This is a genomic window from Pseudoalteromonas sp. SWXJ133 (genome assembly GCF_015864365.1).
GTDB classification, from domain to species: Bacteria; Pseudomonadota; Gammaproteobacteria; order Enterobacterales; family Alteromonadaceae; genus Pseudoalteromonas; species Pseudoalteromonas arctica.
Window position 1 is genome coordinate 1 of sequence record NZ_JADYXJ010000034.1, and the last position, 12,454, is coordinate 12,454.

7 protein-coding genes are annotated in these 12,454 nt (G+C 42.9%); all 7 read right to left on the reverse strand.

Annotated elements, in window-relative coordinates; all coding sequences use genetic code 11:
• Positions 1-121, reverse strand: a 121-nt coding sequence (locus I6F40_RS18535) for a GTP-binding protein (RefSeq protein ID WP_021031985.1), incomplete at its 3' end; no start/stop codon positions are given.
• A gap of 62 nt (positions 122-183) precedes the next feature.
• Positions 184-2,298, reverse strand: a complete 2,115-nt coding sequence (fusA, locus tag I6F40_RS18540) for an elongation factor G (protein WP_007580132.1) — start codon at positions 2,296-2,298, stop codon at positions 184-186.
• A gap of 27 nt (positions 2,299-2,325) precedes the next feature.
• Positions 2,326-2,796, reverse strand: a complete 471-nt coding sequence (gene rpsG, locus I6F40_RS18545) for a 30S ribosomal protein S7 (protein ID WP_010555004.1) — start codon at positions 2,794-2,796, stop codon at positions 2,326-2,328.
• A gap of 96 nt (positions 2,797-2,892) precedes the next feature.
• Complete coding sequence (gene rpsL, locus I6F40_RS18550; RefSeq protein ID WP_008165517.1) at positions 2,893-3,267, reverse strand: 30S ribosomal protein S12; 375 nt, start codon at positions 3,265-3,267, stop codon at positions 2,893-2,895.
• Positions 3,268-3,461: 194 nt separating this feature from the next.
• On the reverse strand, positions 3,462-7,637 hold the full coding sequence (gene rpoC, locus I6F40_RS18555) for a DNA-directed RNA polymerase subunit beta' (RefSeq protein ID WP_166379495.1): 4,176 nt from the start codon (positions 7,635-7,637) through the stop codon (positions 3,462-3,464).
• A gap of 104 nt (positions 7,638-7,741) precedes the next feature.
• Positions 7,742-11,767: a DNA-directed RNA polymerase subunit beta gene (gene rpoB, locus I6F40_RS18560; RefSeq protein ID WP_165740515.1), complete on the reverse strand. Its 4,026-nt coding sequence runs from the start codon at positions 11,765-11,767 to the stop codon at positions 7,742-7,744.
• A 273-nt stretch (positions 11,768-12,040) separates the two neighbouring features.
• Positions 12,041-12,403 carry a 50S ribosomal protein L7/L12 gene (gene rplL, locus I6F40_RS18565; RefSeq protein ID WP_002958882.1) on the reverse strand — a complete coding sequence of 121 codons (363 nt, stop codon included), beginning with the start codon at positions 12,401-12,403 and terminating at the stop codon, positions 12,041-12,043.
• Positions 12,404-12,454: the final 51 nt, after the last annotated feature.

The window sequence follows — 12,454 nt, forward strand, 5'->3', positions numbered from 1 at the left end:
CGTATACTTTTGCAAGTACGTTAGTGATTGCTGCAGTTAGTGTAGTTTTACCGTGGTCAACGTGGCCGATTGTACCAACGTTTACGTGCGGTTTTACGCGTTCAAACTTTTCTTTTGCCATCTTAAAAAATTCCTAATAAAGAAATTAAAGCCTGACTCACTATTGAGCCAGACAAGCTAAAATTATATAACAGCGCGAGCTGAAATTATTGTATCTGCAACGTTTTTAGAGGCTTCAGCGTACTTCACAAACTCCATAGAGTATGAGGCACGGCCCTGTGTTGCAGATCGTAAAGCAGTCGCATAACCAAACATTTCAGAAAGAGGAACCTGCGCATTAATTTGCTTAAGTCCACCTAATGCATCTTCCATGCCTTCGATTATGCCGCGGCGACGGTTTAAGTCGCCAACTACATCACCCATATTTGAATCAGGAGTGAGTACTTCAACCTTCATTACTGGCTCTAGTAGTACAGGGTTAGCTTTAAGCGCCCCATCTCTCATTGCCAGTGAACCTGCTATTTTAAATGCCATTTCATTCGAATCTACATCATGGAATGAACCATCATATAAAGTCGCTTTAACGCCAAGTAATGGGTAGCCTGCCAGTACACCTTGAGACATTTGCTCTTGGATACCTTTGTCTACCGCAGGGACGAACTCTTTAGGAACAGAACCACCTACGGTTTCGTTAACGAACTCGTAAATTGGTGACTCATCATCCGTAATATCCATCGGTTCAAGTTTAATCCAAACGTGACCATATTGACCACGACCACCTGACTGACGTATAAACTTCCCTTCAACCTTAACAGTTGAACGAATAGCTTCTCGGTATGAGACCTGCGGCTTACCAACGTTACATTCAACACTGAATTCACGTTTCATACGGTCGACGATGATATCTAGGTGAAGTTCACCCATGCCAGAGATTATAACCTGGCCTGATTCTTCGTCAGTTTGTACTCGAAAAGAAGGGTCTTCAGCAGCTAGTTTACCCAGCGCGATACCCATCTTATCTTGGTCAGCTATAGTGCGAGGCTCAACCGCAATAGAGATTACTGGTTCAGGGAATTCCATACGCTCAAGCGTAATAATAGAATTCGGATCACACAGTGTTTCACCTGTTGTTACGTCTTTAAGACCAATAGCTGCCGCGATGTCGCCTGCGAAAACTTCTTTGATCTCTTCACGAGAGTTTGAATGCATCTGTACGATACGGCCAAGTCGCTCACGCTTACTTTTTACTGGATTATATACCGTGTCACCCTGTTTAACAGTACCAGAGTAAACACGGAAAAAGGTCAAGGTTCCAACAAACGGGTCTGTTGCAATCTTAAAAGCGAGTGCAGCAAACGGCGCTTTATCATTAGCTGGACGTTCTTCCTCAGTACCATTTTCTAGGATACCTTGGATTTGTTTCACTTGCTCTGGTGAAGGCATATATTCAACAACGCAATCAAGCACAGCTTGAACACCTTTGTTTTTAAATGCGCTACCACAAGTAACTGGAACAATCTCATTAGCTAATGTTCGTTGGCGTAAAGCATTTTTAATTTCTGCTTCACTTAACTCTTCACCTTCTAAGTATTTATCCATTAGTTCTTCTGTTGCTTCAGCAGCGCTTTCAACTAAGTGAGAGCGCCATTCTTCAGCTAATTCCAGAAGTTCTGCCGGTATTGCCTCATAAGAGAAAGTCATACCCTGGTCCGCTTCGTTCCAGTTAATCACTTTCATTTTTATAAGGTCAATAACACCTTTAAAGTCGTCCTCAGCGCCTACAGGCAACTGAATTGGAACAGGCGTTGCTCCAAGACGAGATTTCACCTGGCTAACCACAGCTAAGAAGTCAGCGCCCGTGCGATCCATTTTATTTACGAAAATCATTCTCGGAACTTCGTATTTGTTCGCTTGACGCCAAACTGTCTCAGTTTGCGGCTGTACACCAGATGAAGCACAAAGAACAACTACCGCACCATCTAATACGCGTAAAGAACGCTCTACTTCGATAGTGAAATCTACGTGTCCTGGAGTATCAATAATATTGATACGATGGGCGTCAAATTGAGCGTCCATCCCTTTCCAAAAACACGTTGTTGCAGCAGAAGTGATTGTGATACCACGCTCTTGTTCCTGCTCCATCCAATCCATAGTTGCAGCGCCATCATGTACTTCACCGATCTTATGAGAAAGACCCGTGTAGAACAGAACACGTTCTGTTGTGGTGGTTTTGCCTGCATCTACGTGAGCGACAATACCTATATTACGATAGCGCTCAAGTGGAGTTGTACGTGCCATATGATCCTCTTAAAGGTTAAAGACAGATTACCAACGGTAATGAGCGAATGCTTTATTCGCTTCAGCCATACGGTGAACGTCTTCACGTTTCTTAACCGCAGTGCCTTTATTATCAGAAGCGTCAACGATTTCTTGAGCTAAACGTAAGCCCATAGATTTTTCGCCACGCTTACGTGCAGCGTCTACTAACCAACGCATACCTAATGCGTTACGACGAACTGGACGTACTTCAACTGGTACTTGATAAGTTGAACCACCAACACGGCGAGATTTAACTTCTACCTGTGGGCGGATGTTATCAAGTGCAGTTTCAAAGATTTCTAGGTGCGACTTGCCTGATTTCTCAGCAGCCACGTCTAGCGCACCATAAACAATTTTTTCAGCAGTAGATTTCTTGCCGTCTAACATCACGATGTTAACGAATTTAGCAAGAAGTTCCGATCCGAACTTAGGATCTGGAAGAATTTTACGTTGACCGATTACGCGTCTTCTAGGCATTTTGTATCTCCGGTTTATTCAGGTTTGCTCTTTCGAGTCAATCACCCAAAACAATAATTATAAATATTTAGTGCTTGGCCTTACTAACGGAAAACATTAGCCTTTAGGGCGTTTAGTACCGTATTTAGAACGAGCTTGACGACGGTCGCTAACGCCTGCACAGTCAAGTGCACCACGAACAGTGTGAAAACGCACACCTGGTAAATCTTTAACACGACCACCACGGATTAGGATTACACTATGCTCTTGAAGGTTATGACCTTCACCACCAATGTATGAAGTTACTTCGAAACCGTTAGTTAAACGTACACGAGCTACTTTACGTAACGCCGAGTTAGGTTTCTTAGGTGTAGTTGTATATACGCGAGTACATACACCGCGCTTTTGCGGACACGCTTTTAGTGCAGCTGAGTTACTTTTCGTAACCTTGCTACGGCGTGGCTTACGCACTAGCTGGTTAATAGTTGCCATTTAAATAGCTCCTGAAATTAAAATTACTACTGAAAAAAATAAAAAATCCGCCCTTTATTTACGAGCCTGCATTAAGCACACAAGTAAATGGGTGGCGGAATTTTAATGAGCAAAGTTTAACCTGTCAACCTAAACTAACCACAAGACAGCATATAACTGCCTTGCGATCACTTAATCTATTGATTAAGAACAGTTTATTGATTTCCAGACAAATCAGCATTTAGAGCGTCTGTAAGTGCTTGAGTTGCCTCTTCTGCACTTACTGTTTGCTCTTCTACTACTACTTTGCTTTGTTTACGGCGAGCCATACGTTCTTGATGATACGCAAAACCGGTACCGGCTGGGATCAAACGACCCACAATTACGTTTTCTTTAAGACCGCGAAGCTCATCGCTCTTACCATTCACTGCCGCATCTGTAAGAACACGTGTTGTCTCTTGGAAAGACGCTGCAGAGATGAAAGATTCTGTTGCTAGTGATGCTTTTGTGATACCCATTAACTGGATTTCAAACTTAGCTGGTATCTTACCTTGTTTTTCAAGGTCACGGTTTGCGATATTAACGCGCGCCACTTCGATTTGTTCACCGGCTAAGAAGTCAGTATCACCGCCGTGCATGATGGTACATTTACGTAACATTTGACGGATAATTGTTTCAATGTGCTTATCATTGATCTTAACGCCTTGCAAACGGTAAACCTCTTGCACTTCGTTAACGATATAGTTAGCAACATGAGTCACACCACGTAGGCGCAAGATGTCATGCGGTGATTCAGGACCATCGGCGATAACTTCACCTTTAGACACTTGCTCACCTTCAAACACGTTAAGTTGACGCCATTTAGGAATCATCTCTTCGTAATGATCACCCTCAGCTGGAGTAATAACTAAACGCTTCTTACCTTTAGTCTCTTTACCGAAGCTAATTGTACCAGTTACTTCAGCTAATATAGCTGGTTCTTTTGGCTTACGAGCTTCAAATAAGTCGGCTACGCGTGGTAGACCACCCGTGATATCACGAGTTTTCGAACCTTCTTGCGGAATACGTGCTAACACGTCACCTGGGTTTGCTGTAACGCCGTCAATAACTTCAATCGTCGTGAATGAAGGAAGACGTGTTTCTTGCAGACCGCGCTCTTCACTTTCGATGATAAGCTTTGGTTCTTTCGTATTTACTTTAGCAAGATCTTTAACAACTACACGGGTTAAACCCGTTAGCTCATCAGTCTGTGCTTCAGTATTTGAATCATCGATATCGCTGAACGATACTTTTGATTTATGCTCAAGAACGATTGGGTGACTATGCGGGTCCCAAGTAGCAACTATATCGTTACCTAGAACTTCCGTATTGTCTTGCACTGTTAATACCGCACCGTAAGGTACTTTATAGCGCTCTTTCTCACGACCATGACTATCAATGATAGTAATTTCCGTAGAACGAGAAGTAATAACAATCTTACCGTCTGTGTTAAGTACGTACTTAGAGTTATGAAGTTTTAATGTACCGTTAGTTTTTACTTGTACATTATTTTCTGCAGACGCTCTAGATGCCGCACCACCGATGTGGAAGGTACGCATTGTTAACTGTGTACCCGGCTCACCGATTGACTGTGCCGCGATAACACCCACTGATTCACCAGCGTTGATGATATGACCACGTGCTAGGTCACGACCGTAACAGTTAGCACAAACACCAAAGTCATTATCACAAGTGATAACAGAACGTACACGAACTTCATCTACTGAATGCTCTTCTAAAAGATCACACAGTTTTTCGTCTAGCATGATATTACGTTCAACAAGCACTGTATTAGTACCTGGAATCACAATATCTTCAGCAACAACACGACCTAGAACACGTTCACGAAGTGCTTCTACAACATCACCACCTTCAATAAGCGGTTTCATTGTTAAGCCATCTTCTGTGCCACAGTCATCTTCATTGATTACCAAATCTTGTGCAACGTCTACTAGACGACGCGTTAGGTAACCCGAGTTTGCTGTTTTAAGTGCTGTATCGGCAAGACCTTTACGCGCACCATGCGTTGAGATGAAGTACTGAAGTACGTTTAGACCTTCACGGAAGTTAGCTGTGATTGGAGTCTCGATGATTGAACCATCTGGACGTGCCATTAGACCACGCATACCCGCCAACTGACGAATCTGTGCAGCACTACCACGAGCACCTGAGTCGGCCATCATAAACACTGAGTTAAATGACGGTTGCTCTACTTCTTCACCTTGTGCATTGATAACTGTGTCTTTCGACAAGTTAGACATCATCTCACGTGATAAGTTTTCGTTTACACGTGACCAGATATCGATAACTTTGTTGTACTTTTCACCAGCCGTTACAAGACCTGATTGGAATTGTTGGTTGATTTCAGTAACTTCAGCTTCAGCTGATTCAATTATCTGTGCTTTAACCGGTGGGATAACTAAGTCATCAATACCGATAGAAACACCTGACTTCATTGCATAATGGAAACCGGTGTACATAACTTGGTCAGCAAAGATAACTGTATCTTTAAGACCTAGACGACGGTAACACTCATTCAATAAGCCAGAAATCTGCTTTTTACCTAGCGGCTGGTTGATTGACGCAAACGGCATGCCTTTAGGTAAAATTAGAGACAGAATTGCACGACCAACAGTTGTATCGATAACAGTAATAGTATCTTCTACTACGCCGTCTTCGTTTTTAACTGATTGGCTAATACGTACTTTCACAATTGCGTGAAGGTCTGCATTGCCACTGCGGTATGCTTTTTCTGCTTCTTTTGGATCTTTAAATATCGCGCCTTCGCCTTTAGCGTTAATGCGGTCACGAGTCATGTAATAAAGACCCAATACAACATCCTGTGAAGGAACGATGATTGGCTCACCATTCGCAGGAGATAGAATGTTGTTTGTTGACATCATTAATGCACGAGCTTCAAGCTGCGCTTCGATTGTTAACGGTACGTGTACCGCCATTTGGTCACCATCGAAATCGGCGTTGTACGCCGCACATACTAATGGATGCAAATGAATCGCTTTACCTTCGATAAGCACAGGCTCAAACGCTTGGATACCCAAACGGTGAAGTGTTGGTGCACGGTTAAGTAATACTGGATGTTCACGAATTACTTCGTCAAGTACATCCCATACTTCCGGAACTTCACGTTCAACCATCTTCTTAGCAGCTTTGATTGTCGTAGCCATGCCGCGACGTTCTAATTTGCCATAGATGAATGGTTTGAATAGCTCTAGTGCCATCTTCTTAGGAAGACCACATTGGTGAAGCTTAAGTGTAGGACCAACTGTGATTACAGAACGGCCTGAATAATCTACACGCTTACCAAGTAAGTTCTGACGGAAACGACCTTGCTTACCCTTGATCATATCAGCAAGAGATTTAAGAGGACGTTTGTTAGAACCTGTAATTGCACGACCACGACGACCGTTATCAAGTAGCGCATCTACCGCTTCTTGTAACATACGTTTTTCGTTACGTACAATAATGTCTGGTGCTGCTAAATCTAGTAGACGCTTAAGACGGTTATTACGGTTAATAACACGACGGTAAAGGTCATTTAGATCAGATGTCGCAAAACGACCACCGTCTAATGGTACTAATGGGCGTAGATCAGGTGGCAATACTGGAAGTACTGTCATGATCATCCACTCAGGGTTATTACCTGATTGGTGGAACGATTCCATTAACTTAAGACGTTTAGTGATTTTTTTACGCTTAGTTTCAGAGTTAATTGTTGGTAACTCTTCACGCATCTCAGCTATTAATTGAGCAAGATCAAGTTCACGAAGCAAGTCTAAAACTGCTTCAGCACCCATCTTAGCTTCAAACTCATCACCGTGCTCTTCTAGTGAATCTAAGTATTCTTCTTCACCTAATAGCTGACCACGCTCAAGCGTTGTCATACCAGGTTCAGTTACTACGAATGATTCGAAGTAAAGAACACGTTCAATATCACGAAGCGTCATATCTAGCATTAAGCCAATACGTGACGGTAATGATTTTAAAAACCATATATGTGCAACTGGGCTCGCAAGGTCGATATGACCCATACGATCGCGTCGCACTTTAGTGAGTGTTACTTCAACGCCACACTTTTCACAGATCACACCACGGTGTTTAAGGCGTTTATATTTACCACATAAACACTCATAATCTTTCACTGGGCCGAAAATACGGGCACAGAATAAGCCATCGCGCTCAGGCTTGAAAGTACGGTAGTTAATAGTCTCAGGTTTCTTTACTTCACCGTATGACCATGAACGAACCATGTCTGGTGAAGCAAGACCAATGCGAATTGCATCGAATTCTTCGGTCTTATTTTGTTGCTTCAGAAACTTAAGTAAGTCTTTCACCTTAGCTCTCCTGTCGGAGTTAATCTTGAGGACGGATAATCTCGTCCCTACATTCTATTCAGCCGTAACAGATGCTGCAGCGTTAACTGCAGCATCTAATTGGCTTAATTTTCTTCCAACTCGATGTTGATACCCAGTGAGCGGATTTCTTTCAACAATACGTTGAACGATTCTGGCATACCTGGTTCCATTTTATGGTTACCATCAACGATGTTTTTATACATCTTAGTACGACCGTTCACGTCATCCGATTTCACTGTTAGCATTTCTTGTAGAGTGTAAGCAGCACCGTAAGCTTCAAGTGCCCATACTTCCATCTCACCAAAACGCTGGCCACCGAACTGTGCTTTACCACCCAGCGGCTGCTGAGTAACAAGGCTGTAAGAACCAGTAGAACGTGCGTGCATCTTATCGTCAACCAAGTGGTTAAGTTTAAGCATGTACATGTAACCAACGGTTACTTGACGTTCAAACTGATCGCCAGTACGGCCATCATAAAGTGTAACCTGACCACTACGAGGATAGCCCGCAAGCTCAAGCATGTCTTTGATTTCGCTTTCTTTCGCGCCATCAAATGCAGGAGTAGCTATTGGTAAACCACCTTTTAAGTTTTCAGCTAGACGACGAATTTCGTCATCAGTGAAGCTAGCAATATCTACAACTTGGCGAGATTCGCCAATTTCGTATGCTTGCTTGATGAAGTCACGTAGCTCATGAAGCTCACGTTGTTCTTTCATCATCTCTTCAATACGTTCACCAATACCACGTGCAGCAAGACCCATATGTGTTTCAAGGATCTGACCGATGTTCATACGTGATGGTACACCTAGTGGATTCAATACGATATCTACCGTACGACCTTTGTCATCGTAAGGCATATCTTCTACTGGTACGATAGTCGAGATAACACCTTTGTTACCATGACGACCCGCCATTTTATCACCCGGTTGGATACGACGTTTAACAGCTAGGTATACTTTAACAATCTTAAGTACGCCTGGTGCTAAGTCATCACCTTGGGTAATTTTACGACGTTTGTTTTCAAACTTCTTATCGTATTCAGCTTTAAGTTCATCGTACTGTGCAGCTAGTTGCTCAAGCTCAGCTTGCTTGTCTTCTTCAGCAAGGCTTTGCGTAAGTACTTTTTCAGCATTTAGAGATGCAAGTTTATCTTCATCAAAACCAGCAGCTATAAGTAGCTTACGTGCACGGTCTAAAACGCCTGCTTCTAAAATACGGAACTCTTCGTTGAAGTCTTTCTTCGCTTCGCGAAGCTGCATGTCTTCAACTTCTAACGCGCGTTTATCTTTTTCAACACCATCACGGGTGAAAACTTGCACGTCAATTACAGTACCAGTTACAGAATTTGGTACACGTAAAGAGCTGTCTTTAACGTCAGACGCTTTTTCGCCGAAGATAGCACGCAGTAGCTTCTCTTCAGGTGTAAGCTGTGTCTCGCCTTTAGGAGTCACTTTACCTACTAGGATATCGCCGCCTTTAACTTCAGCACCAATATATACAACGCCTGATTCATCAAGCTTGCCTAGTGCAGATTCACCCACGTTCGGGATATCTGCTGTGATCTCTTCTGGACCTAATTTAGTATCACGGGCAACACACTGTAGCTCTTGAATATGGATAGTCGTTAGACGATCTTCTTCAACTACGCGCTCTGATAACAAGATTGAATCTTCGAAGTTGTAACCGTTCCATGGCATGAATGCCACGCGAAGGTTTTGACCAAGGGCTAAGTCACCTAAGTCAGTCGAAGGACCATCTGCTAACACGTCACCACGAGTAACCGGTTCGCCAACCATACAAGTTGGTTTTTGGTTAATACATGTATTTTGGTTAGAACGTGTGTATTTGGTTAAGTTGTAGATGTCGATGCCCGCTTCACCAGGGATGCGTTCTTCTTCATGTACATTTACAACGATGCGACTTGCGTCAGCATACATTACTTCACCACCACGTTTAGCAACGATAGTTACACCAGAATCTTTCGCTAGTGTTAACTCAATACCAGTACCTACTAACGGCTTATCCGCTTTCAATGTTGGTACTGCTTGACGTTGCATGTTTGAACCCATCAATGCACGGTTAGCATCATCGTGTTCTAGGAACGGGATAAGTGCTGCCGCTACAGAGATCACCTGTTGTGGTGATACATCCATATACTGCTGGTCCATGCGACCCATAAAGGTAGATTCACCTTTGTGACGACATGGGATAAGTTCATCAACAAACTCATTGGTTTCAGTTAAGTTTGAGTTCGCCTGTGCGATAACAAACTGACCTTCTTCAATGGCTGATAAATAATCAACTTCATCAGTTACAACACCGTCTACCACTTTGCGGTAAGGTGTTTCTAAGAAACCGTAGTCATTTGTACGTGCGTACGTAGACAACGAGTTAATTAGACCGATATTTGGACCCTCAGGAGTCTCGATTGGACATACGCGACCATAGTGAGTTACGTGAACGTCACGTACTTCAAAGCCTGCGCGTTCACGAGTTAGACCGCCCGGACCTAATGCAGAGATACGACGTTTGTGCGTAACTTCTGATAGTGGGTTATTTTGGTCCATAAACTGTGATAACTGAGACGAGCCGAAGAACTCTTTAACAGCTGCCGAAATAGGCTTAGCGTTAATAAGATCTTGTGGCATTATCGCGTCAAGGTCACCTAAGCTTAAACGCTCACGTACAGCACGTTCAACACGTACTAGACCAACACGGAATTGGTTCTCAGCCATTTCGCCAACACTACGTATACGACGGTTGCCTAAGTGATCGATATCATCAACATCGCCTTGACCGTTACGAATAGCAATTAATACTTTCATAACAGACACGATGTCTTCTTTGCTTAATGTGCCAGGGCCTGTGTCTGTATCGTAACCAACACGGCTATTGAACTTCATACGACCTACAGTAGATAAGTCATAACGTTCTTCAGAGAAGAACAAGTTCTGGAATAAGGCTTCAGCCGCGTCTTTCGTCGGTGGCTCGCCTGGGCGCATCATGCGGTAAATTTCTACTAGTGCTTCTAAACGGCTGCTTGCAGAGTCAATGTTTAATGTATTTGACATGTAAGCACCGCTGTCCACTTCATTGATATATAACGTATCAATTTTAGTGTAACCGGCTTTAACCAATTCAGCCATTAGCTCTAGAGTTAGCTCGTCATTTGCATTTGCAATAACTTCACCAGTTGACTCATCAACATAGTTTTTAGCTACAATACGGCCAATGATGTACTCATGTGGTACTTCTAATTGCTTAATGCCTTTCTTCTCGATGCTCTTGATGTGGCGAGCCGTAACACGACGACCGCTTTCAACAAATACTTCACCGTCTTCGCTCTTGATATCAAAAGCGGCAGTTTCACCACGTAAACGCGAAGGTACAAGTTCCATAAGAACTTTACCATTCGTTACTTCAAACGTAGTGTTATCGAAGAACATATCTAGGATTTGTTCGCTAGAATAATCTAGTGCACGTAGGATAATAGACGCCGGTAATTTACGACGGCGGTCAATACGTACATATAAGTTATCTTTTGCATCAAATTCGAAGTCTAACCATGAACCACGGTAAGGTATAACGCGTGCGTTATATAATACTTTACCCGATGAATGGGTTTTACCGCGGTCGTTATCAAAGAATACACCAGGGCTACGGTGTAGCTGAGAAACGATAACACGCTCTGTACCATTGATTACAAAAGTACCGGTATCTGTCATGAGCGGAATTTCGCCCATGTAAACTTCTTGCTCTTTAATGTCTTTAACTGTGCCTGGTGCTTCTTTGTCCATAACAACAAGACGCAGTTTCACGCGAAGTGGAGCAGAATAAGTCACACCGCGAATTTGACATTCTTTTACATCGAAAACTGGCTCACCAATACGGTAACTTACGTATTGAAGCTCAGAATTTCCCGAGTAGCTTTTAATAGGGAACACAGAACGGAAGGCAGCTTCCAAACCATGATCGCCATCAGCGTCCGGCACTAAGAATTTTTTAAACGATTCTAACTGTGTAGACAGTAAAAAAGGTATATCCAAAACTTGTGGACGTTTACCAAAATCCTTACGGATACGTTTCTTTTCAGAATAAGAGTAAGCCATGGGGTTCCTCAGCTTGCTGATCTTTGACCCGACCTGTTCTTGTAAGAACAGACTTAACTGGCAGCTATGCCAAGATTTTACAACATTCAATTGTTGCTCTAATTTAGCTCTCACTTTAACACTAGCAAACTATAAAGCGTTGAAAGTAAAGAAAAAAATCAGATTTTATTTGTGCTAAAAGAGTAGATCACTCTATAGCGCAAAAAGGCCGGTGATTAAATAATCACCAGCCCTTGCCTGATTTCTCAGGCAGCGAACTTAGCAAAAGCTAAATTACTTAACCTCAACTTCAGCACCAGCTTCAGTAAGATCTTTTGCAAGTGCTTCAGCTTCTTCTTTAGATACACCTTCTTTAACAGGTGTAGGAGCAGCTTCAACAAGAGCTTTCGCTTCTTTAAGGCCAAGGCCAGTTGCGCTACGAACAGCTTTGATTGCAGAAACCTTGTTAGCGCCAGCGCCAGTAAGGATTACGTCAAATTCTGTTTTCTCTTCAGCAGCTTCAGCAGCTGGACCAGCTACCATTGCAGCTGCAGCAGTTACGCCGAATTTTTCTTCCATTGCTTCGATAAGAGCAACAACGTCCATTACTGACATTTCAGCAATTGCGTCAAGGATTTGGTCTTTAGATACAGACATTACAAATTTCCTAATAATTAACGGACATTACGTCCAAATAAATTTTACACC

Bases quoted from the DNA above. Each gene is read 5' to 3' on its own strand.
- rpsG (WP_010555004.1), bottom strand. From the start codon at position 2,796: ATGCCTAGAAGACGCGTAATCGGTCAACGTAAAATTCTTCCAGATCCT.
- rplL (WP_002958882.1), bottom strand. From the start codon at position 12,403: ATGTCTGTATCTAAAGACCAAATCCTTGACGCAATTGCTGAAATGTCA.
- rpoB (WP_165740515.1), bottom strand. From the start codon at position 11,767: ATGGCTTACTCTTATTCTGAAAAGAAACGTATCCGTAAGGATTTTGGT.
- fusA (WP_007580132.1), bottom strand. From the start codon at position 2,298: ATGGCACGTACAACTCCACTTGAGCGCTATCGTAATATAGGTATTGTC.
- rpsL (WP_008165517.1), bottom strand. From the start codon at position 3,267: ATGGCAACTATTAACCAGCTAGTGCGTAAGCCACGCCGTAGCAAGGTT.